Source organism: Roseomonas aeriglobus (assembly GCA_016937575.1).
Classification (GTDB): Bacteria; Pseudomonadota; Alphaproteobacteria; order Sphingomonadales; family Sphingomonadaceae; genus Sphingomonas; species Sphingomonas aerigloba.
Map to the genome: position 1 here is coordinate 2131452 of JAFHKN010000002.1, position 22293 is coordinate 2153744.

25 protein-coding genes are annotated in these 22293 nt (G+C 65.8%); 3 read left to right on the top strand and 22 right to left on the bottom strand.

Going from position 1 to position 22293, the window contains the following annotated elements:
• Positions 1-2 precede the first annotated feature (2 nt).
• From JW805_10730 to JW805_10770, 9 genes are all read right to left on the bottom strand, one after another.
• The gene (locus tag JW805_10730; protein MBN2972492.1) at positions 3-317 is read right to left on the bottom strand and encodes a 50S ribosomal protein L23; all 315 of its coding nucleotides are present in this window, start codon (positions 315-317) and stop codon (positions 3-5) included.
• Positions 310-936 carry a 50S ribosomal protein L4 gene (rplD, locus tag JW805_10735; GenBank protein MBN2972493.1) on the bottom strand — a complete coding sequence of 209 codons (627 nt, stop codon included), beginning with the start codon at positions 934-936 and terminating at the stop codon, positions 310-312. The genes JW805_10730 and rplD overlap by 8 nt, the downstream gene beginning before the upstream one ends.
• A gap of 2 nt (positions 937-938) precedes the next feature.
• A complete protein-coding gene (rplC, locus tag JW805_10740) occupies positions 939-1676 on the bottom strand; it encodes a 50S ribosomal protein L3 (protein ID MBN2972494.1) in 738 nt (245 codons plus the stop codon).
• Between the two features lie 404 nt (positions 1677-2080).
• On the bottom strand, positions 2081-2389 hold the full coding sequence (rpsJ, locus tag JW805_10745; GenBank protein MBN2972495.1) for a 30S ribosomal protein S10: 309 nt from the start codon (positions 2387-2389) through the stop codon (positions 2081-2083).
• 97 nt (positions 2390-2486) lie between these two features.
• Complete coding sequence (locus tag JW805_10750) at positions 2487-3029, bottom strand: hypothetical protein (protein MBN2972496.1); 543 nt, start codon at positions 3027-3029, stop codon at positions 2487-2489.
• A 294-nt stretch (positions 3030-3323) separates the two neighbouring features.
• On the bottom strand, positions 3324-4520 hold the full coding sequence (gene tuf, locus JW805_10755) for an elongation factor Tu (protein ID MBN2972497.1): 1197 nt from the start codon (positions 4518-4520) through the stop codon (positions 3324-3326).
• A 215-nt stretch (positions 4521-4735) separates the two neighbouring features.
• Positions 4736-6829 carry an elongation factor G gene (fusA, locus tag JW805_10760; protein ID MBN2972498.1) on the bottom strand — a complete coding sequence of 698 codons (2094 nt, stop codon included), beginning with the start codon at positions 6827-6829 and terminating at the stop codon, positions 4736-4738.
• A gap of 171 nt (positions 6830-7000) precedes the next feature.
• Complete coding sequence (gene rpsG / locus JW805_10765; protein MBN2972499.1) at positions 7001-7471, bottom strand: 30S ribosomal protein S7; 471 nt, start codon at positions 7469-7471, stop codon at positions 7001-7003.
• A gap of 71 nt (positions 7472-7542) precedes the next feature.
• Positions 7543-7914, bottom strand: coding sequence for a 30S ribosomal protein S12 (locus JW805_10770; protein MBN2972500.1), 372 nt, complete (start codon positions 7912-7914; stop codon positions 7543-7545).
• Between the two features lie 295 nt (positions 7915-8209).
• On the opposite strand from JW805_10770, the gene JW805_10775 reads away from it, so the two are divergent.
• Positions 8210-8392, top strand: coding sequence for a hypothetical protein (locus JW805_10775; protein MBN2972501.1), 183 nt, complete (start codon positions 8210-8212; stop codon positions 8390-8392).
• Positions 8393-8484: 92 nt separating this feature from the next.
• Here JW805_10775 and JW805_10780 read toward each other — a convergent pair whose 3' ends face one another.
• From JW805_10780 to JW805_10805, 6 genes are all read right to left on the bottom strand, one after another.
• Positions 8485-8718, bottom strand: a complete 234-nt coding sequence (locus tag JW805_10780) for a hypothetical protein (protein ID MBN2972502.1) — start codon at positions 8716-8718, stop codon at positions 8485-8487.
• A 211-nt stretch (positions 8719-8929) separates the two neighbouring features.
• Positions 8930-10330, bottom strand: coding sequence for a dihydrolipoyl dehydrogenase (gene lpdA, locus JW805_10785; GenBank protein MBN2972503.1), 1401 nt, complete (start codon positions 10328-10330; stop codon positions 8930-8932).
• 17 nt (positions 10331-10347) lie between these two features.
• Positions 10348-10764, bottom strand: coding sequence for a hypothetical protein (locus tag JW805_10790; GenBank protein ID MBN2972504.1), 417 nt, complete (start codon positions 10762-10764; stop codon positions 10348-10350).
• Entirely contained in the window at positions 10761-11150 is a 390-nt protein-coding gene (locus JW805_10795; protein MBN2972505.1) for an acyl-CoA thioesterase, read from the bottom strand. The genes JW805_10790 and JW805_10795 overlap by 4 nt, the downstream gene beginning before the upstream one ends.
• Positions 11143-11346: a hypothetical protein gene (locus tag JW805_10800; protein ID MBN2972506.1), complete on the bottom strand. Its 204-nt coding sequence runs from the start codon at positions 11344-11346 to the stop codon at positions 11143-11145. The genes JW805_10795 and JW805_10800 overlap by 8 nt, the downstream gene beginning before the upstream one ends.
• Positions 11347-11362: 16 nt before the next feature.
• Positions 11363-12682 carry a pyruvate dehydrogenase complex dihydrolipoamide acetyltransferase gene (locus tag JW805_10805; GenBank protein ID MBN2972507.1) on the bottom strand — a complete coding sequence of 440 codons (1320 nt, stop codon included), beginning with the start codon at positions 12680-12682 and terminating at the stop codon, positions 11363-11365.
• A 136-nt stretch (positions 12683-12818) separates the two neighbouring features.
• Here JW805_10805 and JW805_10810 point away from each other — a divergent pair, with 136 nt between their 5' ends.
• A complete protein-coding gene (locus tag JW805_10810) occupies positions 12819-13274 on the top strand; it encodes a universal stress protein (GenBank protein MBN2972508.1) in 456 nt (151 codons plus the stop codon).
• A 175-nt stretch (positions 13275-13449) separates the two neighbouring features.
• Here the strand turns inward: JW805_10810 and JW805_10815 are convergent, their stop codons facing one another.
• The 6 genes from JW805_10815 to JW805_10840 all read right to left on the bottom strand — a co-directional run bounded on the left by JW805_10815 (position 13450) and on the right by JW805_10840 (position 17959).
• On the bottom strand, positions 13450-14658 hold the full coding sequence (locus tag JW805_10815) for an RcnB family protein (GenBank protein MBN2972509.1): 1209 nt from the start codon (positions 14656-14658) through the stop codon (positions 13450-13452).
• Between the two features lie 125 nt (positions 14659-14783).
• Positions 14784-15281, bottom strand: a complete 498-nt coding sequence (locus JW805_10820; GenBank protein ID MBN2972510.1) for a GAF domain-containing protein — start codon at positions 15279-15281, stop codon at positions 14784-14786.
• 150 nt (positions 15282-15431) lie between these two features.
• The gene (gene arfB, locus JW805_10825; protein ID MBN2972511.1) at positions 15432-15827 is read right to left on the bottom strand and encodes an aminoacyl-tRNA hydrolase; all 396 of its coding nucleotides are present in this window, start codon (positions 15825-15827) and stop codon (positions 15432-15434) included.
• On the bottom strand, positions 15824-16474 hold the full coding sequence (locus tag JW805_10830) for an RNA pseudouridine synthase (protein MBN2972512.1): 651 nt from the start codon (positions 16472-16474) through the stop codon (positions 15824-15826). Before JW805_10830 ends, arfB begins: the two co-directional genes overlap by 4 nt.
• A gap of 87 nt (positions 16475-16561) precedes the next feature.
• On the bottom strand, positions 16562-17164 hold the full coding sequence (gene wrbA / locus JW805_10835) for an NAD(P)H:quinone oxidoreductase (GenBank protein MBN2972513.1): 603 nt from the start codon (positions 17162-17164) through the stop codon (positions 16562-16564).
• Between the two features lie 69 nt (positions 17165-17233).
• Positions 17234-17959, bottom strand: a complete 726-nt coding sequence (locus tag JW805_10840) for a pirin family protein (protein ID MBN2972514.1) — start codon at positions 17957-17959, stop codon at positions 17234-17236.
• Between the two features lie 191 nt (positions 17960-18150).
• On the opposite strand from JW805_10840, the gene JW805_10845 reads away from it, so the two are divergent.
• Positions 18151-19065, top strand: coding sequence for a LysR family transcriptional regulator (locus tag JW805_10845; GenBank protein ID MBN2972515.1), 915 nt, complete (start codon positions 18151-18153; stop codon positions 19063-19065).
• A 4-nt stretch (positions 19066-19069) separates the two neighbouring features.
• On the opposite strand, the gene JW805_10850 is transcribed toward JW805_10845, so the two are convergent.
• Entirely contained in the window at positions 19070-22114 is a 3045-nt protein-coding gene (locus JW805_10850; protein ID MBN2972516.1) for a TonB-dependent receptor, read from the bottom strand.
• Positions 22115-22293 lie beyond the last annotated feature (179 nt).

The following is a 22293-nucleotide window of genomic DNA, read 5'->3' on the forward strand; positions in this document are numbered from 1 at the left end:
CCTCAGATCCCCGTGGTGACGTCGATCGAGTCGCCGTCCTTCAGCGTGACAATCGCCTTCTTCATGTCGCTGCGGCTGTAGGGCGTGCCCTTCCAGCGCTTCGTCTTGCCCTTCTGGACCAGCGTGTTCACGCCCGTGACGGTCACGTTGAACAGCGCCTCGACGGCAGCCTTGATTTCCGGCTTCGATGCGTCGTTGGCGACCTTGAACACCACCGCATTCGCCTCGCTGACCAGCGTCGACTTTTCGGTGATATGCGGCGCCAGGATGACGTCGTAGTGGCGGTTCGCGACCGCCTGCTTCTGCGGCTTAGCCATTGAAGCGCGCCTCCAGCTTTTCGACAGCGGCGCGGGTCAGCACCAGCGTGTCATGCTTCAGGATGTCGTACACGTTGGCGCCCATCGCCGGCAGGACGTTGACCTGACGCAGGTTGCCCGCCGCCAGCGCGAAGCTGGTGTCGATCGTGTCGCCGTCGATGACCAGCGCGGTCTTGCCGAAGCCCAGCTTCGTCAGATCGCCCTTCAGCGTCTTTGTCTTGTTGCCGTCGACGCTCAGGTTGTCCATGACGACCAGCGTACCGGCCTTGGCATGGCTCGACAGCGCCATCTTCAGACCCAGAGCGCGGATCTTCTTGTTCAGCGACGGATTGAAGTCGCGAACACGGGCACCGTGCGCCTTACCACCGCCGATGAACACCGGAGCGCGGCGATCGCCGTGACGTGCCGTACCGCCGCCCTTCTGACGACCGAGCTTCTTGCCCGAACGCGCAACGTCAGCGCGCTCACGCGTGCCGCGTGCGGTCGCACGACGCTTTTCGAGCTGCCAGGTGACGACGCGGTGCAGAATGTCGGCGCGCGGCTCGAGGCCAAAGACCTCGTCGTTCAGCTCGACGTCTGCAGCGTTGGTCCCGGCGAAGGATTGAACCTTGACCTTCACGTTCAGCCCTCCTGGCCGTCGGTCGCGGGCGTTGCCGGAGCAGCGTCAGCGGTGTTGCTATTGGCAGCCTGCTTGAGCCCCGCCGGACGCGGCGCGTCGGCATGCGGCTTCAGCTTGACCGAATCCTTGACGAGCAGCCAGCCACCCTTCGAGCCGGGCACCGAGCCCTTCACGAAGATCAGGCCGCGCTCTGCGTCCGTCGAGACGATCTCGAGGTTCTGCTGGGTGCGGGTGCGGGCGCCCATGTGGCCGGCCATCTTCTTGTTCTTGAAGACGCGACCCGGGTCCTGGCGGTTACCGGTCGAACCGTGCGAACGGTGCGACACCGACACGCCGTGCGTGGCGCGCAGACCGCCGAAGCCCCAGCGCTTCATGGCGCCGGCGAAGCCCTTGCCCTGGGTCGTGCCCTGGACGTCGACCATCTGGCCAGCGACATAATGTTCTGCCGAAATCTCGGCACCGACGTCGAGCAGGTTATCCTCGGTCACGCGGAATTCCGCCAGGATCGCCTTGGGCTCGACCTCGGCCTTGCCGAACATGCCGCGCTGCGGCTTGGCGACGTTCTTGGCCTTGGCGCTGCCCGCGCCCAGCTGCACCGCGACATACCCGTCACGGTCGTTTTCCTTGCGTGCGACGACCTGGAGACCATCGAGCTGCAGGACGGTCACGGGCACGTGGCGCCCATCGTCCTGAAACAGCCGGGTCATGCCCAACTTCTTCGCGATCACGCCTGTGCGCATGATGCGTATTCCTTCCAAACAGAGGCTCCCGTTGCCAGGAGCGTGCCAACGAAAAGACCCCTCGACGACACCGCCGAAGGGCCAGCCCAAGTACAAGTGCCCCCGTCAGGGCTAGCGTTTTCGCTTCGTTATAAAGCGAAAGACGGGGACTCAGGCGCCAGTCCGTGGACTGACCGGTATCCCTGCTTTCGTGAGAACCACCTTGGCGATTCTCAGCACGCGGCGGACGTATCCGCTGCGGGAGATGGCCCCTTAGTGGAAGCGGCTGCTTCCGTCAACAGGACCACCCCTCGAGATCGTCATCCCCGCGGAGGCGGGAATCAATAGTCGCTGAAGGCAATGAGTCTCACATCCACCAGCGACTATTTACCCCCGCCTTCGCGGGGGTGACGACACAGGCAGAATTAAGCCAGTTTGATTTCGACGTCGACGCCGGCCGCTAGGTCGAGCTTCATCAGCGCATCGACCGTGTTGGCGGTCGGCTGCACGATGTCGAGCATGCGCTTGTAGGTGCGCACCTCGAACTGCTCGCGGCTCTTCTTGTCGATGTGGGGGCCACGGTTGACCGTGAACTTCTCGATCTTGGTCGGAAGCGGAATCGGGCCACGGATCAGGGCGCCGGTGCGGCGCGCGGTGTCGGCGATCTCGCCGGTCGCGGCATCGAGCACGCGATGGTCGAACGCCTTCAGACGAATGCGGATATTGTTGTCCATGTACCCTACCGATGCGAAAGAGCGGACCCCGTTGCCGGGGTTCTTGCTGTTGCGGTGAAATTCGAAGGCGCGCCCTTACAGAGGCTTCGTTCCCGGATCAACCCCGGGACGTGAAAAAGCGACGAACGCCCTTGTCCCTACCAACATTTCCCGTCGGCTGTCCCGCTTCGGGAAGGACGCGCAGGCGGCGCTTGCCCCAATAGCTGAGGTCCATCGAGAAGCGGACCGCGGCGCCCGGCTTTGTCCAGATCTCCTGGTCCCCGCGATTCTCCGATCCCGTCCGGCAGCGTTGCCAACCCTGTGCGGCAAGCGCCTCCGTCGCCTTGAACACCGCAGACGGGTCGCTGTCGTGCCAGAGCGTGAGCTGGGAAAAGCCCGATTCCTGCCGGCGGGCGACATCGACGGCGGCCTGGTATGGACCGGTGCCGAGCAAGGCGACGCCGTCCCGGCGGCACCGCATCGCACTGCCGGTGTCGGCGCAGGCGGTAAAGCCCTGCCGCTCGGCAAAGGCGCGCGTGCCGGCGACGGGGAGCCCGTCGAAGGCGAGGTCCGGGGGTGGCGGCGACGGCGGGGCCTGTCCGCACGAGCTGAGGCACAGGAGCGCGGCCAGCAAGGCTGATCGTCTCGCAGTCATAGCCATAGGCCCCTCCCCGTTCGTGCTGAGATTGTCGAAGCACCATTCTTCGAGCCGCGAAGTCGTCGCGGAATGTATCGCAGGACGGTCCCTCGGCAAGCTCAGGACGAACGGTGGGAGAGGCATCTATCCTCTGCTCCGGCGAAGGCTGGAGCGTTGGCGACCGACAGGCCGATGGCGGTCCGCGCTCCCGCCTTTGGCGGAGCACGTGAGCGTCATCTCACCCTGCCCCATAACCAAAAAGCCCGGCCTCCCTTTCGGGAAGCCGGGCTCTTCGAACTCAGCCCTTTCGGGCGAAGCTTACTTCTCGATCGTCGCCACGACGCCTGCACCGACGGTGCGGCCGCCTTCGCGGATCGTGAAGCGCTGGCCGACGTCCATAGCGATCGGCGCGATCAGCTTAACGCCCAGAGCGACTTCGTCGCCCGGCATGACCATCTCCGTGCCTTCCGGCAGCTCGATCGTGCCGGTCACGTCCGTGGTACGGAAGTAGAACTGCGGACGGTAGTTGGCGAAGAACGGCGTGTGACGGCCACCTTCGTCCTTCGACAGCACGTAGACCGACGACTTGAAGTCGGTGTGCGGCTTGATCGAACCCGGCTTGGCCAGAACCTGGCCACGCTCGACTTCATCACGGCCGACGCCGCGGATCAGCGCGCCGATGTTGTCGCCGGCTTCACCCTGATCGAGCAGCTTGCGGAACATTTCGACGCCCGTGACGGTGGTCTTGCGGACGGCTTCCTGGATGCCGACGATTTCGACTTCTTCGCCGACCTTGACCACGCCGGTCTCGACGCGGCCGGTCACGACGGTGCCGCGACCCGAGATCGAGAACACGTCTTCGATCGGCATCATGAACGGCTTGTCGAGCGGACGCTCCGGCTGCGGGATCGACTCGTCGACGGCGGCCATGAGCGCCAGGACGGCGTCCTTGCCCAGCTTGTCGTCGGTGCCGTTGAGCGCGGCGGTCGCCGAACCACGGATGATCGGAATGTTGTCGCCGTCGAACTCGCGCTTGCTGAGTTCTTCACGGACTTCCATTTCGACCAGCTCGAGGATTTCCTCGTCGTCGACCAGGTCGCACTTGTTGAGGAAGACGACCATCGTCGGCACGCCGACCTGACGGGCGAGCAGGATGTGCTCCTTCGTCTGCGGCATCGGGCCGTCGGTCGCGGCAACCACCAGGATCGCGCCGTCCATCTGCGCCGCGCCGGTGATCATGTTCTTCACATAGTCGGCGTGGCCCGGGCAGTCGACGTGCGCATAGTGACGGTTGGCCGTCTCATACTCGACGTGCGCGGTCGAGATGGTGATGCCGCGCTCACGCTCTTCCGGAGCCTTGTCGATGTTCGCGAAGTCGACGGCGGCGTTGCCGGCGACGTTCTCGGCGAGCACCTTGGTGATCGCGGCGGTCAGCGAGGTCTTGCCATGGTCGACGTGACCGATGGTGCCGATGTTCAGGTGCGGCTTGTTCCGCTCGAATTTTGCCTTGGCCATTGTTTCCTACCTTCTGGTCTGAATTGTCTTGTTCGCGAGCGGTGCCGCGGTGTGGACGCGGCCCCTTAGCGAGGGATTCGTTCGATTTCCAGCCCCCAACGATGGGCGGGGCCGACAGCGGAGTGAATCCGCTGTCGTCGGACCGTGGCTGCGCCACAGCCGGCCGGCCTCCGCGCGTCTCGGAGCCAGGTTCACCTGGCTCCGTGCGCTTCGGTTCAGGCCAACTTGGCCTTCACCTCGTCGGCGACGTTCTGCGGCACTTCGTCATAGTGCGAGAACTGCATCGAGTAGTTCGCGCGACCCTGCGTGAACGACCGGAGCGAGTTCACGTAGCCGAACATGTTCGCCAGCGGAACCATCGCGGTCACCGCCTGCGCATTGCCGCGCGTGTCGGTGCCCTGGATCTGGCCACGGCGGCTGTTCATGTCGCCGATGACGTCGCCCAGATAGTCTTCCGGGGTGATGACTTCGACCTTCATCACCGGCTCGAGCAGCGTGATGCCGGCCTTCTGGGCGGCTTCACGCATCGCACCGCGCGCGGTGATTTCGAACGCCAGCGCCGACGAGTCGACGTCGTGGTACGCGCCGTCGTACAGCGTGATTTCGAAGTCGATGATCGGGAAGCCGACCAGCGAGCCCGTCGCCGCCGTCTCACGGAAGCCCTTTTCGATCGCGGGGATATATTCCTTCGGAATGTTACCGCCCTTGATCTCGTCCTTGAAGATGATGCCCGCACCGCGCTCGCCCGGCGTCAGCTTCACCTTCACACGGCCGAACTGACCGGTGCCGCCCGACTGCTTCTTGTGCGTGTAGTCGATGTCGACCGGCTTCTTCAGATATTCGCGATAGGCGACCTGCGGAGCGCCGACGTTGGCTTCGACCTTGAACTCGCGCTTCATGCGGTCGACGAGGATCTCGAGGTGGAGTTCGCCCATCCCCTTGATGATCGTCTGGCCCGATTCGTGATCGGTCGACACGCGGAACGAGGGATCCTCGGCGGCCAGACGATTGAGCGCGATGCCCATCTTTTCCTGGTCGGCCTTGGTCTTCGGTTCCACCGACAGCTCGATGACCGGTTCCGGGAACTCCATGCGTTCCAGGATGATCGGGTTCGCCGGATCGCACAGCGTGTCGCCGGTCGTCGTTTCCTTCAGACCCGCGATCGCGACGATGTCGCCTGCGCGCGCTTCGTCGATGTCCTCACGCGAGTTCGCGTGCATGAGGAGCATACGGCCGATCTTTTCCTTCTTGTCCTTCACCGAGTTCAGGTAGCTGCCCTTGGTCAGCGTGCCCGAATAGATGCGGGTGAAGGTCAGCGAGCCGACGAACGGGTCGTTCATGATCTTGAACGCCAGCGCCGAGAACGGTGCGTTGTCTTCCGGCGGACGCGAATCCGCGGTTTCGCCATCGAGCTTGACGCCCTGGACGTCCGGAATGTCGAGCGGCGACGGCAGATAGTCGACGACCGCGTCGAGCAGCGGCTGAACGCCCTTGTTCTTGAACGCCGAGCCGCAGACGATCGGCACGAAGTCCATCGCCAGCGTCCCCTTGCGGATCAGCTTCTTGAGCGTCGCCGTGTCGGGCTCGTTGCCCTCCAGATACGCTTCCATCGCCTCGTCGTCCTGCTCGACGGCGAGCTCGATCAGGTCGGCGCGATACTTCGCTGCCTTCTCGGCCAGGTCGGCCGGGATGTCCTGATATTCGAACTTCGCGCCCAGCGACTCTTCGAGCCAGATGATCGCGCGGTTGTTGACCAGGTCGACCAGGCCCTTGAAGCCGCCTTCCATGCCGATCGGCAGGTACAGCACGGCCGGACGGGCGCCCAGACGCTCGATGATCGTGTCGACGCAATAGTAGAAATCGGCACCGGTGCGGTCGAGCTTGTTGACGAAGCACATCCGCGGAACCTTGTACTTGTCCGCCTGACGCCACACGGTTTCCGACTGCGGCTCGACGCCGGCAACACCGTCGAAGCAGGCGACCGCACCGTCGAGCACGCGCAGCGAACGCTCGACTTCGATCGTGAAGTCGACGTGGCCGGGGGTGTCGATGATGTTGATCAGATGCTCTTCGCCCTGACCGTCATCGGCCTTCCACTTGCAGGTGGTGGCAGCCGACGTGATCGTGATGCCGCGCTCCTGCTCCTGCTCCATCCAGTCCATCGTCGCGGTGCCTTCGTGCACTTCGCCGATCTTGTAGGACTTGCCGGTGTAATAAAGGATGCGCTCGGTCGTCGTGGTCTTGCCGGCGTCGATGTGCGCCATGATGCCGATATTGCGGTAACGCTCGAGCGGATGGCTGCGGGCCATGATCGTTCACTCCTGTGCCGGATCAGCCCGGCGGTGCCTGAAAATCTTTGGGGTCGCCCCCGTCCCTCTCACCGCGCCTGCCGAATGCAAGACAAGCCCCATCCGGGGCTCAAGGGAAACGGTAGTCGGGGAGCCGGGCCGAAACCCGAACTCCCCATATAGTAACCGAAATTACCAGCGGTAGTGGCTGAACGCGCGGTTCGCTTCCGCCATGCGGTGCGTGTCTTCGCGCTTCTTGACCGCGTTACCACGGTTGTTCGACGCATCGAGCAGTTCGCCCGACAGACGCGCCGACATGGTGTGCTCGCTGCGGTTACGCGCCGCACCGATCAGCCAGCGAATCGCGAGGGCCTGCGCACGCTCCGGACGGACTTCGACCGGAACCTGGTAGGTCGCACCACCGACGCGGCGGCTGCGGACTTCGATGCCCGGCTTGATGTTGTTCAGCGCATCATGGAACACGCCGAGCGGATCCTTCTTCGCGCGCTGTTCAACGGTTTCCATGGCCGAATACACGATACCCTCGGCGACGGCCTTCTTACCGTCCAGCATCACGCTGTTCATGAACTTCGACAGAACTTCATCACCGAACTTGGGATCCGGCAGAATTTCCCGCTTCTCGGGACGACGACGACGAGCCATTTGCTCTTCCTTCTAAAACCTACAGAGCGCCTGAAGCGCCCAGGATGCCACGGGCCGGACGGCCCGCCGGCTCACTTCGGACGCTTGGCGCCGTACTTCGAACGGCTCTGCTTGCGGTCCTTCACGCCCTGCGTGTCGAGCACGCCGCGCAGCACGTGGTAGCGCACGCCCGGAAGGTCGCGCACACGGCCGCCGCGGATGAGCACGACCGAGTGCTCCTGCAGGTTGTGGCCTTCACCCGGGATGTACGAGATGACTTCGCGGCTGTTGGTCAGACGGACCTTGGCGACCTTGCGGAGCGCCGAGTTCGGCTTCTTCGGAGTCGTCGTGTAGACGCGCGTGCAGACGCCGCGCTTCTGCGGGTTCTGCTCCATCGCAGGGACCTTCGACTTGGCCTTCTGCGGTTCGCGACCCTTGCGGATCAGCTGGTTGATCGTTGGCATGAAGCCCTTCACCTTTGTGTTTACCGGCGAATTCCGGCGGTTACTTTGCTGGAGCCCTTGATGTTTCTCGAAACACGTAAAGGGCCGTGGGAAGCATATCGCCCCCCGGGCCCGGTCAGTCTCCAGCAACGTTCAGCTCTGTCCCGGATATGCTCGCACAGGCGGAATCACCCGCGCGGCCACGGGCCGGGACGGGGGCGCCTATACGCAGACGGGCGCTTTCGGTCAACCGGGGGTGCCGAGCCCGGTCAGCGACTTAACGCGCTTTCAACAAGTGGGGGGATAGGAGCGCTGCATGGCCTGTCCGCCCCGCCCTGCCCGACCGACGCTGCGCCGCAGCCTGGCGCTGATTCTGCGCGACTGGAGCCGGCGCGCGGCAAACGACAATATGCCGATAGGGTTCGGGGGCTGGCAGACGGTCAGCGTCGAGCGGGCTGCGCGCTATTATGCCGCGGTCGCACGGGCGGACGCGGAGTAGGACCGCCGCGCTCCCGCGCAGGCCGGAGCCCAGGGTCACACACTATGTCGCGTGCGACTATGGGCACCCGCCTTCGCAGGAGCGTCGGGCTATTACATCGCGTTGCCGGCCGGCATCGTCGCGTTCGCCTCCGCTTCGTTCATCGCCGTGCCGTTGGCGATGATCAGCTCGTTCGCGGGCACTTCACCGTCGTTGCTGAAGGCGACGGTCGAATGGGCTTCGTTCAGCACGACGTTGTTGCTCTCGGTCGTCGTGATGTCCTGCCCGCCCCCGCAGGCGGCGAGCGTCAGGGCAGCGGGAATGGCGGTGAGAAACAGGCGGCGCATCGGGGAAGCTCCTAGCAAGGTTTGCTGCCCAACCGATTAGTGCGCGGCCGTGTTCCCTGGGTGTTGCCGGACGCTACGGGGACCGGACTTGCCCGAGGGGAAACTCCCGTTCGTCCCGAGCGCCACGCCGTCAGACGGGGCCGGCCGCACCCGCCCCGCTGCCCGCCGTCGCGAGTCCGCGATTTGCTTGCACAAATCGCTGGCCGCCCGCCTAGATATGCAACGCCCTGCCATAGGCTGCGAGCACGCTCTCGTGCATCATCTCGCTCAGCGTCGGATGCGGGAAGACCGTTTCCATCAGTTCGGCTTCGGTCGTCTCCAGCGTCTTGCCGACGGTGTAGCCCTGGATCAGTTCGGTCACTTCCGCGCCGACCATATGTGCGCCCAGCAGTTCGCCGGTCTTGGCGTCGAACACCGTCTTGATGAACCCTTCGGCCTCGCCCAGCGCGATCGCCTTGCCGTTGCCGATGAAGGGGAATGTGCCGACCTTCAGCTCGTAGCCGGCTTCTCTCGCCTTCGCTTCGGTCAGGCCGACGCTGGCGACCTGCGGATGACAATAGGTGCAGCCCGGGATGTTCTTCGGGTCCATTGCGTGCGGATGCTTGCCGGCGATCGCTTCGGCGGCGATCACGCCTTCGTGGCTGGCCTTGTGCGCGAGCCATGGCGGCGCGGTGATGTCGCCGATCGCCCACACCCCCTCGACATTGGTACGGCACATCGCGTCGGTCTTCAGGAAGCCGCGGTCGTCCATCTGGACGCCCAGTTCCTTGAGGCCGACGTCGGCGGTGTTCGGCACGATGCCGATGGCGACGATGACGTGGCTGAACTCGGCTGACGTCTCCTTGCCCGCCTTGTCCTTCAGCTTGGCGGTGACGCCCTTGTCGGTCGCCTTGATGTCACTGACGCTGGCGCCGGTCAGGATGTTCATGCCCTGCTTCTTGAGCGCCTTTTCGAGGAAGGCCGAGACGTCGGCATCCTCGACCGGCACGATGCGGTCCATCATCTCGACGACCGTCACGTCCGCGCCCATGTCGTTGTAGAAGCTGGCGAATTCGATTCCAATCGCGCCAGAGCCGATGACCAGCAGCTTGGTCGGCATCTCGGTGGGCACCATCGCGTGGCGATAGGTCCAGACGCGCTTGCCGTCGGCGGGCAGGTTCGGCAGGTCGCGGGCGCGCGCGCCGGTCGCGACGATGATGTTCTTGGCCGACAGCTCGGTCGTCTTGCCGTCCTTGTCGGTGACGCTCAGCTTGCCCTTCCCCGTCAGCTTGCCGGTGCCCATGTGGACCGCGATCTTATTCTTCTTCATCAGGTGCGTGACGCCCTGATTGAGCTGCTTCGACACGCCCCGCGAGCGCTTCACGACCGCGTCGAGGTCGGCGGAGATCTTTTCCGCCGCCAGGCCGTAGTCCTTGGCGTGCTGCATGTAATGAAAAATCTCGGCCGAGCGCAGCAGCGCCTTGGTCGGAATACAGCCCCAGTTGAGGCAGATGCCGCCGAGCAGTTCGCGCTCGACGATCGCGACCTTCAGGCCCAGCTGGGCGCCGCGGATCGCCGCGACATAGCCGCCGGGACCGGAGCCCAGCACGATCAGGTCATAGGTGTCGGCCATGGCGGGAAAACTCCTGTTCAGAGAATGGGATCGCCGGGCACCAGGCTGAGCCCGCCGGCGAGGATAAGCATGTCGGCGACCGCGAGCAGCACGACCGCGCTAGCGGACACCGGATTCGATCGACGCCCGAAGGTGCCGCGCTGAGTCCAGACGCACGCGGCGGCGCAGATCACGCCGGCTGCCAGCACCGCGACGAGCCGCGCGGCGACCGGCGCGAACAGGCTCGCGATCTGCCCGACCAGTACCCCGGCGACATTGCCGGCGATCGAGACGAAGAAGATCAACGGGACCAGCAGGAAAATCATCGGCAGCAACACGCTGTCGACGCTGTCATGATCGACCACCCGCGCGCGCAGCACCCATAGCGCCAGCACCACGAGCGTCGTCGGCACCGCCGCCCCGATCGCGACCGGATAGGCAAGCGCGGGGATCATCCCGCCACGGGCCGCGGCTGGCGGTGTTCGTCGATCGCGACGAAGACGAACTGCGCCTGGGTGACCAGGCAGCTTTCCTCGACATGGCGACCGCGGCGCCAGGCCTGAACATCGATCGTCATCGACGTGCGGCCGACCTTCACCAGATCGGCGTAGACCGACACTTCGTCACCGACGGCGACGGGCGCGTGGAATTTCATGCCCTCCACCGCAATCGTCACCGCGCGGCCGTGGGCGTGGCGCGAGGCGACCAGGCCCGCGGCCATGTCCATCTGGCTCATCAGCCAGCCGCCGAAGATGTCGCCATAGGGGTTGGCATCCGCCGGCATCGTCGTCACCCGGATGGCGGGTTGCTGCTGCGGCTGGCCGCGGCGGGGTTCATCCATGGTTACGATCCTGACGCCACGCGCGGCGGATGGGGCCAATCCCCAGCAGCAGTACGACCACGGCGATTATCCAGCCGCTGACTTCGATCTCGCGCCGCGCGAGCGGATAGGCCCAGGCCGCAACGCTGACGATGACCAGCGTCGCGACAAGGCCGGTAGCCACGAAGAAGAGTTCGAGCAGCGTGTGCTTGGGCACGCGCCTTCCCCTTTGCTCAGGCGATCATGCCGAGCGGCGACTCGACCAGGTCCTTGAACGCCTTCATCAGCTGTGCGCCGTCCGCGCCATCGATCGCGCGGTGGTCGAAGCTGCCGGTCGCCGACATGACGGTCGCGACGGCCAGCGCATCGTCGACGATGTACGGACGCTTCTCGCCCGCGCCGATCGCCATGATCATGCCCTGCGGCGGGTTGATGACCGCTTCGAACTGCTTGATGCCGAACATGCCCATGTTGCTGAGCGAGGCGGTGCCGCCCTGATATTCTTCGGGCTTCAGCTTGCCTTCCTTCGCACGGCCGGCGAGCTCCTTCATCTGCGTCGAGATCGACGACGGCGAGGCGTTGGCGGCATCGCGGATGATCGGGGTGATGAGGCCGGTCGGCGTCGACACGGCGACCGAGACATCGGCGCGCTTGTAGCTGACCAGCGAATCACCGGTGAAGGTCACGTTGCACTTGGGCGTGGCTTCGAGCGCGACACCCAGCGCCTTGATCAGCAGATCGTTGACCGACAGTTTCACACCGCGCGCTTCCAGCGCCTTGTTCAGGTCGCTACGCAGCTTCAGCAGCGCGTCGAGGCGGATGTCGACCGTCAGATAGATGTGCGGAACGGTCTGCTTCGATTCGGTCAGGCGGCGCGCGATCGTCTTGCGGATGTTGGTGAGCTTCTCGACCTCGTGCGGGATGCTCTCGTCCCACCAGACCTTCGCCGGTGCTGCGGCGGCAGCGGAAGCGGGTGCGGCGGGCGCTTCGCTGGCGGTCGGTGCCGGTGCGCTCTCCGCGGCCTTGGCGGGCGCGGCGCCGGGCTTGGCGCCCTCGACGTCGGCCTTCACGATGCGGCCGTTCGGGCCCGAACCGGTGACGCCCGATAGGTCGACACCCTTGTCGGCGGCGATGCGGCGCGCGAGCGGCGAGGCCTTCACGCGCTCGCCCGAAGCGGCGGCGGCGGGAGCCGGGGTCGGCGATGGCGTCGGGCTCGGTGCGGGGGCCGCCGCCTTGGGGGCTTCGGCAGGCTTAGCTTCCGCCTTCGGGGCGTCTGCCTTGGGGGCAGCGGCGGCGGCGGAGGCATCCTCGCCCTCGGCCGCGATCGTCGCGATGACGGTGCCGACCTTCACGCCATCGGTGCCTTCGGCGACCAGGATCTTGGCGATCGTGCCTTCGTCGACGGCTTCGAATTCCATCGTCGCCTTGTCGGTTTCGATTTCGGCGAGCAGGTCGCCCGCCTTCACCACATCGCCTTCCTTGACCAGCCACTTGGCGAGCGTGCCCTCCTCCATCGTCGGGGAAAGCGCGGGCATTTTCAGATCGATCGCCATGACGGGTCCTGTTTCCGTTAGGGCGCCCTCTCTTGCGCCCGTACCGCCGCGGGTCAAGGGCGGTTCTCAGGCGCAGTGCTTGCGTTGGCATCGCCGAAGCGCCACCAAGGCGTCGGAAAAGGCGGGGATAACTGAAATGCGCACCTATCTGGTCGTGGTCGACGACAGTCCGGAAGCGGAAAACGCCCTGCGCTTTGCGGCCCGGCGCGCGGTGAAGACCGGCGGCGGGGTCGAAATCCTGGCACTGATTCCGCCGTCCGAATTCGTCCAATGGGGCGGCGTGCAGGCGACGATCGAGGAGGAGGCGCGCTTGCATGCCGAAGCGATCGTCGCGGGCGCGGCAGGCACCCTGCTCGCCGAATCGGGCGTGACGCCTTCGATCGTGGTGCGCCAGGGCGACGGGCCGAAGATCGTGCGCGAGATGATCGATGCCAACCCCGACATCGCGGCCCTGGTGCTGGGTGCGGCATCGAGCGGCGCACCCGGCCCGTTGGTAAGCCATTTCGCCGGCACCGACGCGGGCGCATTGAGCGTGCCGGTGATGCTGATCCCGGGGTCGCTCAGCCGCGAGGATATTGATCGGGTCAGCTGAAATTACCCTCCCCGGGAGGGGGGAGATGCCAGGCCGAAGGCCTGACGGAGGGGTGTTACCCTCTTCGGATGATTGGACACCCCTCCGTCGCGCTAGCGCGCCCCCCTTTGCGGAAGAGGACAGAGAGGAGGTCGGGCGGAGCCGGGGGTGTAGTCCAGCCCCGCCCTAGCTCTGGTCAGCGGCTCAGGATCTTCGAGCGCTGGATGATCTTGGTCGGTGCACGGTGGTGGCGGACGACCGGCTTAGCCTTCTTGTAGACATAGCGGTTGGTCTGGACGTTGTCGTAGACGGTGATCGTCTCGACCGTCTCGGTCGTCGTCGGCATTACCGTGACCGTGGTCGTCGTGCCGCCGTAATAGCCATAGCCCCCCGAGCTATAGACGCGCGTCTCATAGCCGCCAGCATAGCCACCGCCATGATGGACGATCGGCGGCGGCGGGGGCGGATAGGCACCCGGGGGCGGCGGCGGCAGGTCGGGGCCCGGATACGGATAGGGCGCGCCACGGTCGTCGATCCGACGCTCGCGGTACACGCGGCGCTCGCGCCCGCGATCCTCGGCCCGATCGATCGCTGCACCGGCGACCGCGCCGACGCCCGCACCGATCAGCGTGCCGCCCAGACGGTTGCCGCGGCCGGCGATGACATTGCCCGCAACGCCACCAACGACGCCGCCGATCACCGCACCGCCGACACCCCGATCGCGATCGCGCCGGTCGCGCGGAGCGTAATCATCATCCACGCCGTCGGCGTAATAGGCATCGCCATCATCATAGGCATAGTCGTCATAGGCCGCGGCGCCGTCGTAGCGGTCCCAGTCGATTCCGCTGACGCTGTCGAACACGCGCCCGCGACCATCGACCAGCACGGCATCGTCATAATAGCGCGTCCAGGTGTAGCCTGCCGGCGGCGCGCCGAGGCCGTAGAAAGCGAAGTCGTTGATGTAATAGCTCGGTGCGAACCAATAGCTCGGCAGCACCCAGCCCCGGGTCGGGCGGCGATAGGCGCTCCAGCCGCCCGGCGCCCAGCCACCGACGGCCCAGCGGCCATCGACACGGTTGCCCCACCGCGACCCGCCGGTCCACCGCTGTCCGGTCCATGTCCCGCGCGGGCCGCTCCAGCTACGCGACCAGCTGCCCGAGCGCGCCTGGCTGTTGGCGCCGGACCAGGCGCCGCCGCGCGGCCCCGACCAGTTGCCGCCGCCGCGGTGCTGGATCGGCATCGCCGGCGCACTGCGCGCCTGGCTGAACGCGCCGCCGGCACCGGCCCGCGCGCCGGCGAAGGTGCCCGGCCCACTCATCGCACCACTGCGGGCGACGGATTGAGCGGAAGCCGCCACGGGGACCAGTGCGGTCGCGGTCAGCGTTGCGATCCAAAGGCTGCGCATCGTTTACTCCCTGTCGGTGCGCCCCCGCACCAAAAGTTAAGGCTTAACGCCAGAGTAAGCCTAGAGACGCACGTTTTGAACGCGTAACGATGGTTAATGCCGTCCCGTTCCGGGGCAGGCGCGCGTCAACGGGGTCCCGGTCCCGCGAGGCGCGGGGCCAGAATGCGCATCAGCGCTTCGCAACCCGCCGCATCGCCGGCATCGAAGCGCGCCGGCGAGGGACTATCGAGATCGAGCACGCCAATCAGTTCGCCCTGGCTGACGATCGGCACGACGAGTTCCGACCGGCTGGCGGCGTCGCAGGCGATATGGCCGGGGAAGGCGTGAACGTCCTCGACCAGCTGCGTCTCGCGGGTTTCCGCCGCCGTGCCGCAGACGCCCTTGCCGAACGGGATGCGGATACACGCCGCCTTGCCCTGGAACGGCCCGAGCACGAGTTCGCCGCCGACATTGCGATAGAAGCCCGCCCAGTTGAGGTCGGGCAGATACTGCCAGATCAACGCCGACACATTCGCCATATTGGCAATGGCATCCGGCTCGTCGGCGGTCAGCGCGTCGAGCGCCGATTCGAGGTCGCGGTAAAGATCCGACTTGGATTCGGCGGTGATGGTGAAATCGTACATGCGGGCCATGTAGGCGATCCTCCCCTGTAAGGGGAGGGGGACTGCGACGCGAAGCGGCGTGGTGGAGGGGTGTTCCGCTATCCGGAGAGGGCGACACCCCTCCGTCAGGCCTTGCGGCCTGCCCCCCCCCTCGCAGGGGAGGATGGTATTTCAATCCACCCTCACCTTGCCCCGCCCGGCCTTTACCGCGCTGCGGCCCTTTTTTTCGTCCACACGGCGCGCCTTGGCCGCCTTCGACGGCTTGGTCTTCACCCGCTTCGCCTGGCGCACATGCGCTTCGGCGATCAGCTCGGCCAGGCGCGCTCGGGCATCCTCGCGGTTGGCGTCCTGGGTGCGGAAGCGGCGGGCGGTGATCAGAAGTTCGCCGTTTGCGGTCAGCTTGCTGCCCGCAAGTGTCTTCAGCTTGGCATAGGCGTACGGCGGCAGGCCCAGCTTAAAGACGTCGACCCGCAGCTGCACCGCGGTCGCGACCTTGTTGACGTTCTGCCCACCAGGACCGGTCGCGGCGAGGAATTTCTCCTCGAGGATCGCCGCGTCGGGGATCACCGCGCAAAGCCGAGCGCGACGAACCGCTCCGGCAGGTCGGCCTCCGCTTCGATCGGCGGCTTGCCCGGCCGTTCGAGGCGCAGGGTCGCCGCGTGAAGCATCATCCCCCTGCTGCCGTCACGGCCATACACGGGATCACCGACGATCGGGACACCGAGACCGGTCGCGGCATGCACACGCAGCTGGTGCGTGCGCCCCGTCTCCGGCCGGAATTCAACGAGCGCGTGGCCGTCCTTCACCTGGAGCAGCGACCAGTTGGTACGCGCTGCCTTGCCGTCCTCGCGGCCGATCATCCGCCAGCCGCTCTCACGCGTGCTGACCTTGACGAGCGGCAGGTCGATCGTCCCGCCCTCCCCGTCCGGTACCCCGTCGAGGATCGCGAGATACCGCTTTTCGACCCGTCCACCCTCGAACGCCTGTCCGAACCGCTTCGTCGCGCCAGGATTGCGCGCCAGCAACAGGCAGCCGCTGGTATCGCGGTCGATACGATGGACCGGGTGCGGCAGGCGGTGAAAGCCGAACGTCAGCTCATGCAGCATCGATTCGACGCTGGGCGAACGGTCGCGCGGCGAATCGACCGGCAGGCCGGCGGGCTTGTCGAGGACGATCGCCTCGCCGTCGAGGAACAGGATACGATCTGCGAGCATCGGAGGGCCATGCCACCGAAGCCGCGCAAGTGGAAGGCGCGGACCGACGCGAGCCCGGGTAAACCCGGGCTCGCGCCGGCGCCCGGCTCAACCGATCAGCTTCGCGGCGACTTCCGCCACGCGGCGGCCCTGATAGCGAGCCCCGTCGAGGTCGACGCTGCTCGGCTGGCGGCTGCCGTCACCATCGGCAATCGTCGATGCGCCATAGGGCGTCGTGCCGTGAACTTCCCTCACGCCGGTGTGGCCTTCATAGCCATAGTCGAGCCCGACCACGACCAGTCCGAAGTGCAGCAGGTTGGTGATGATGCTGAACAGCGTCGTTTCCTGCCCGCCGTGCTGCGTCGCGGTCGAGGTGAAGGCCGCGCCGACCTTGCCGTTCAGGCCGCCCTTGTACCACAGGCCCCCGGCGGTATCCCAGAACGCCGCCATCTGGCTGGACATGCGACCGAAGCGAGTCGGCGAACCGACGATGATCGCATCGTATTTCTCGAGTTCGTTCGGATCGTCCAGCACGGGATGCGCGCTGTCGGTCTTGAAGCCGGAAGCCTTCGCAACGTCCTCAGGTGCGGTTTCGCGAACGCGACGAATGTCGACTTCGGCACCGGCACCGCGTGCGCCTTCGGCAACGGCGTCCGCCATCTGCTCGATGTGACCGTAGGACGAGTAATAGAGGACGAGAACCTTCGCCATGGAATGTGCTCCTTGATCTGAATTGGGTGGTCAGGCTGAAGGCGGGTAACGCCCCGAGCCAGAAACAGTTTATTCGCTGTCGACGAGAACGATTTCGGCGTCGTCGGTTGCGGTGATCGTGTAGGTCTTGCCGCCGAGCAACGCCGCCCCGTCGCGGGTCGCGATCGCCTCCCCATCGATGTCGAGCGCGCCGGTCGCGGGGACGAGATAGGCATGACGCCCCGCGCCGAGATCATAGGTCAGCGTTTCGCCGGCCTTCAGCGTCGCGCCGAGCACGCGCGCTTCGGCCCGGATCGGCAGGGCACCCGCCGCGATCTCGTCGGCAAACCCGCTGGCGAGCGTCTGAAAGCTACCCGACCGGTCGCCTTTCGGGAACGGCTTTGCTCCCCACGACGGGGCGCCGCCGCTGGTGCGCGGTTCGATCCAGATCTGGAAGATCCGCGTCTCCTCCGCTTCAAGATTATATTCGGCATGGCGCACGCCGCTGCCCGCCGACATCACCTGGACGTCGCCGGCGCCGGTGCGGCCCTGATTGCCCATCGAATCCTTGTGCGTGATCGCGCCGCTGCGGACGTACGTGATGATCTCCATGTCGCGGTGCGGATGCGGGGGAAAGCCGCTGTTCGCCGCGATGGCATCGTCATTCCATACGCGGATCGCGCCCCAGCCCATGCGGGCGGGATCATAATAATTGGCGAAGCTGAAATGATGCCGCGCGTCGAGCCAGCCGTGATTGGCATGGCCGAGCGTTTCGAACGGGCGACGGTCGATGGTGTTGGTGGCGGTGTCGAGCATGGGACAACTCCTTGGTTGCCGCCAATGTGGGAGAGGAGTTTGATCACGTAAATGGAAACGTTGGAAACGGATTGTTTCCGATGGAGTCGGATCCTACGGTGTAGCCGCGCGGGCAGACGCAAAGAGCGGCAGGCATTTCGCTTTCCGAGCCTCGGCTTACGCCCGCGCCGGAGCCCGACGGAGTTTTGCGGATGCGCCTACCCGATTTCGAAGCCTGGGCGATCTTCGCCTGCGTGGTCGAACACCGCTCTTTCTCCGCCGCTGCCGAGGCGATCGGCGTCAGCAAGGCGACCGTCAGCAAGGCGATCGCGCGGCTCGAACAGTCGCTCGGCGCCACGCTGTTCCACCGCACGTCGCGCCGGCTGGCGTTGACCGACAGCGGGCAGGCGCTGGCGACCCGCGCCGCACGTATCCTGGCCGAGGCGCAGGGGGCGGAGGAGGCGGCGCGCGATGCGGCAAGCGCGCCCAAGGGGCTGGTCCGGATCGCCGCGCCGATCACCTTCGGCATCCGCTTCGTTGCGGACGCCGTTGCCGACCTGATCGCATCGCATCCGGGAATCGAGATCGACCTGCGGCTGTCCGACGCGCGGGTCGATATCGTCGCGGAGAATTTCGACATCGCGTTGCGCATCGCCGACCTGCCCGACAGCTCGCTGCGCGCGCGACGGCTGGCGCCGGTCACCGTACGGGTCGTTGCGGCACCGGCCTATCTGGCCGCCCATGGCACCCCGTGCCACCCGGCCGAACTCGCGACCCACGCCTGCTTCGCCTATGCCAATGCGATCGGGACGTGGCATTTTCGGGGTCCGGGCGGCGAGGAAGCCGCGGTGCGCCCGGCGGGGCCCTTGGTCACCGACAATGGCGACGCAATGCTGCCAGCGCTGTGCGCGGGCCTCGGCATTGCGCGATTGCCGGACTTCATTGTCGATCCAGAACTGGCAGCGGGTCGGCTGGTCGAGATCCTGCCCGAATGGACGAGCGCCGGCATCGCGCTGCACCTGCTGACCCCACCGAGCCCGCTGCGGCCGGCGCGCGTGGAGGTGGTGATCGACTTTCTGGCGGAGCGGTTTCGAACCCTGTGCCTGGATCCGTCCCGCTCCGCATGATCGGTCAGCGCGTCAGCATCCGGAACCCGACGCGGAACTGGCGTCCCAGCAGGTCCGAATAGGTGCTGTTCGCAGCTAGCCCGGTTTCCGGCACCAGCATCGGCCAGCGATCGAACAGATTGTTGACGTTCAAGAACAGCTGCGCCTCGTTGGTGTCGAAACGGATTTTCTGGGTCAGGTTCAGGTCCGCATAGAACAGGCCGGAGATGCGGTTGCTGTCATACGTCGGCGCATTGACCGTCGAGGCCGGGCATCCGGTCGTGCACACGATCGCGTCGGCGACATATTTGCCCGCGCTGACCCCGCGCCCGATCGCGGTGATCGAGAAGTCTGGCGTGTCGAGCGCGACGCTGCCGCGGTAGAGCCACGTCGGCGTGCTGCCCTGCCCCCCGTTCACGCCGACCGAATTCACGATGACCGTGTTCGGCACGCCGCTGTTGAAGCGATTCTCGATATAGCGGGTCGCAACGCCGCGCAGCGTGATCGCCCCCGCACTATCATCAAACAAGCGATTGAGCGGCAAGCGGTACGACGCGTCGATATCGACGCCGCGCACCTTCTGGCTGGCGGCGTTGAAGGGCTGGGTCTGGATGACGAGGTAGGGTTGGCTGGGGTTCTGGGTGCGCGCAGGATCGGTGGCGATCGCGCCGCAGAACGCCTGTTCGCCCAGGAAGCACAGATTGACGATCTGTTGCGCGCTGAATGCGCTGATGCCCTGGTCCACCTTGATGTCGAAATAGTCGACCGCCAGGTTGAAGCCGGGCACGAACGTCGGCGAGAACACTGCGCCGATGTTCCATTGGTTCGACTTTTCGGGCACCAGCGCGCGGTTGCCGGTGGCGAAGCCCGAATAGGCGTAGCTCGCCTGCGCCGGCTGGCCCGCCGGGACGAACGACGGGCTGGTGCCGGTGGCAAAGCCGGGGTTGCTGACCGAATCGCTGTTTGCGGTGCCGGCCTGAAACAGGTCGTTCAGGTTGGGTGCGCGAATATCGCGCGACCGCGTAACGCGCAGGCGGAAATCATCGATCGGTTGCCAGGTCGCACCGGCCTTCCAAGTCGTCACATAGCCCGCGGTCGAATAATCGGTCGCGCGCGCCGCGCCGTTGAATTCGAGCCCGAGACCGAGCGGGATCACGGTTTCGAGATAGGCCTCCTTGACCGTGTAGGAGCCGAAGCTAGGCAGATAGTTGCCGACCGACCAGCGGTTGGTGGCGCCGGTCACGTTCCCGTTGGCATCGCGGATCGGGACGGGCTGGAATTGATCCGGGACAAATCCGCTGACCTTTTCCTTACGATATTCCGCACCGATCGCGACGCTGACATCTCCAGCCCAGGTCGCGAAGGGCGTGGCCGAGAAATTTGCGCCGACAACGGTCTGCTCAATCCGCTGGTCGCGATAGGGGTCGCCGAGCACATAGGCGATCGCCGCCGGATTGGCGACGTTCAGACCCAGCCGGTTCAGAGGGACGCAGGCCGGATCGTTATTCGCGGGATTGCTGTCGACGTTGATCAGGCACTGGATGGAGCCTGTCGGATAGCCGCTGCCTGCCGGCGCGAAGGCCGCGTCGCGGGCCGCGTTTATCCGCGCCACATTCTGAATGTTACGCAGCTGTTCGCGCAGGTCGGCGCGGCCGTACTGGCCGTAGATGTCCCAGCGCGCGGTCTTTCCGAACGCGTCGAATTCGCCCTGCGCCCCGACCAGGTAACGCTGGACCTCGCGGCGGTTGTCGATGCCACGGCCAGGCAGGTCTGCAGACGTCGTTGCGATCGTCACGCTGGTGATGCCCTGCAGACGTGCCGCGCCCAGCGTGTTCAGCAGGAATGCGTTGCAGGTGGTCGGCACCGGGGTCTGCGTACATCCGGTCGCGTTCAGCACGACGCCCGTCTGCAAGTTCGGGCCGGCGTTGAACCGAATCTTCTGCTGATTGTATGCGCCTTCCGCAAACAGCTCGATCCCGCTACCGATCTCGAAGCTGACCCGGCCGAACACGCCGTAGCGGTCATCCTCGGGATCGAGACCGATGTTGCGGCCCGAATTATTCACCTGCCACGATCCGCCCTGGGTGAGCGTCGGCGCCGCGGTCCCGGTCGGCGACGGGAAGGTCAGCGCCCCGTACACATATTGGTTCACCGCGCCGCCATCTGTGAAATACAGCCCGCGCAGCCGGTTTGCGGTCCCGCCGGTCGACGCGGTGATCAGGCTGCCCGGCGCCGAATTGGCCGCACCCACCTGACGCCGGATCAGGAACTGCGGCCCGCCGCTGGTCGCGGTGTAGTTCGGGTCCTGGATACGCACGAAGCCGGTCGCGTTCCAGTCGCGGTCGACCTGGAAGATACCATCCCGGTGCGCGACTTCGCCGCTCAGCAGCACATGGCCGCGCCCGCCCGCGAAAGACAGGCCGCCGGCGACGTTCATCGAATAGTTGAATCCGTCGCCCTTGTCGGTGATTCCGCTGTCGACTTCGGTCCGTAGCCCCGTCAGCTTGTTGTTCAGCACGAAGTTGACGACACCGGCGACCGCGTCCGAGCCATAGGCGGCCGATGCGCCACCGGTCACGACCTCCACGCTGGAAATCAGCGCCTGCGGGATCGTGTTGACGTCGACCAAGCCGGTGATCGTCGATCCGACCGAGCGACGGCCGTTGACCAGCACCAGCGTGCGTTCCGCGCCCAGGTTGCGCAGGTTCAGCGCGTTGATACCGGCCTGCCCACTCGAGATATTCAGTCGCGAATTCGCCGGACGCGTCGACCCGGCGAGCGAGGGAAGCTGGTTGACGAAGTCGGCGATGTTGTTCGACGGCGACCCGTTCTGGATTTCCTCCAGCGACAGGACGGTCAGCGGCGTCGGCGACTGGAACCCGTCACGCACGATTCGCGATCCGGTTACGGTTACGTCGCCGGTGCTTTCCGCCGCAGTGCCGCCCGGCGTCGTCGCCTGTTCCAACCGCGCGTCGGCCGCCGGCTGGGTCGTCCCCTCGGTCGTGGTCTGCGCCATCGCCGGCCAGGCGAGACAGGTGGCGGACAGGAACAGCGCGGCCTTCAGCTTCATGATTTCCCCCAAGAATTTGCCGATTGCGACGCGACCCTCACCGCGCCGGGCACCCCCGTGCCCTTTTGTTTCATATCGGTTGCAAACGCTATCACGGCGCAACCTTATGGCAACGACTTAGGTTCGTATTTTTCGCTTTCCCGCCAAGGTGACGCGAAAACGCAACATTCCTTCGCTGG

Bases quoted from the DNA above. Each gene is read 5' to 3' on its own strand.
- JW805_10730 (MBN2972492.1), bottom strand. From the start codon at position 317: ATGGCTAAGCCGCAGAAGCAGGCGGTCGCGAACCGCCACTACGACGTC.
- rplC (MBN2972494.1), bottom strand. From the start codon at position 1,676: ATGCGCACAGGCGTGATCGCGAAGAAGTTGGGCATGACCCGGCTGTTT.
- rpsJ (MBN2972495.1), bottom strand. From the start codon at position 2,389: ATGGACAACAATATCCGCATTCGTCTGAAGGCGTTCGACCATCGCGTG.
- JW805_10750 (MBN2972496.1), bottom strand. From the start codon at position 3,029: ATGGCTATGACTGCGAGACGATCAGCCTTGCTGGCCGCGCTCCTGTGC.
- tuf (MBN2972497.1), bottom strand. From the start codon at position 4,520: ATGGCCAAGGCAAAATTCGAGCGGAACAAGCCGCACCTGAACATCGGC.
- fusA (MBN2972498.1), bottom strand. From the start codon at position 6,829: ATGGCCCGCAGCCATCCGCTCGAGCGTTACCGCAATATCGGCATCATG.
- rpsG (MBN2972499.1), bottom strand. From the start codon at position 7,471: ATGGCTCGTCGTCGTCGTCCCGAGAAGCGGGAAATTCTGCCGGATCCC.
- JW805_10770 (MBN2972500.1), bottom strand. From the start codon at position 7,914: ATGCCAACGATCAACCAGCTGATCCGCAAGGGTCGCGAACCGCAGAAG.
- JW805_10775 (MBN2972501.1), top strand. From the start codon at position 8,210: ATGGCCTGTCCGCCCCGCCCTGCCCGACCGACGCTGCGCCGCAGCCTG.
- JW805_10780 (MBN2972502.1), bottom strand. From the start codon at position 8,718: ATGCGCCGCCTGTTTCTCACCGCCATTCCCGCTGCCCTGACGCTCGCC.
- lpdA (MBN2972503.1), bottom strand. From the start codon at position 10,330: ATGGCCGACACCTATGACCTGATCGTGCTGGGCTCCGGTCCCGGCGGC.
- JW805_10790 (MBN2972504.1), bottom strand. From the start codon at position 10,764: ATGATCCCCGCGCTTGCCTATCCGGTCGCGATCGGGGCGGCGGTGCCG.
- JW805_10795 (MBN2972505.1), bottom strand. From the start codon at position 11,150: ATGGATGAACCCCGCCGCGGCCAGCCGCAGCAGCAACCCGCCATCCGG.
- JW805_10805 (MBN2972507.1), bottom strand. From the start codon at position 12,682: ATGGCGATCGATCTGAAAATGCCCGCGCTTTCCCCGACGATGGAGGAG.
- JW805_10810 (MBN2972508.1), top strand. From the start codon at position 12,819: ATGCGCACCTATCTGGTCGTGGTCGACGACAGTCCGGAAGCGGAAAAC.
- JW805_10815 (MBN2972509.1), bottom strand. From the start codon at position 14,658: ATGCGCAGCCTTTGGATCGCAACGCTGACCGCGACCGCACTGGTCCCC.
- JW805_10820 (MBN2972510.1), bottom strand. From the start codon at position 15,281: ATGTACGATTTCACCATCACCGCCGAATCCAAGTCGGATCTTTACCGC.
- JW805_10830 (MBN2972512.1), bottom strand. From the start codon at position 16,474: ATGCTCGCAGATCGTATCCTGTTCCTCGACGGCGAGGCGATCGTCCTC.
- wrbA (MBN2972513.1), bottom strand. From the start codon at position 17,164: ATGGCGAAGGTTCTCGTCCTCTATTACTCGTCCTACGGTCACATCGAG.
- JW805_10840 (MBN2972514.1), bottom strand. From the start codon at position 17,959: ATGCTCGACACCGCCACCAACACCATCGACCGTCGCCCGTTCGAAACG.
- JW805_10845 (MBN2972515.1), top strand. From the start codon at position 18,151: ATGCGCCTACCCGATTTCGAAGCCTGGGCGATCTTCGCCTGCGTGGTC.
- JW805_10850 (MBN2972516.1), bottom strand. From the start codon at position 22,114: ATGAAGCTGAAGGCCGCGCTGTTCCTGTCCGCCACCTGTCTCGCCTGG.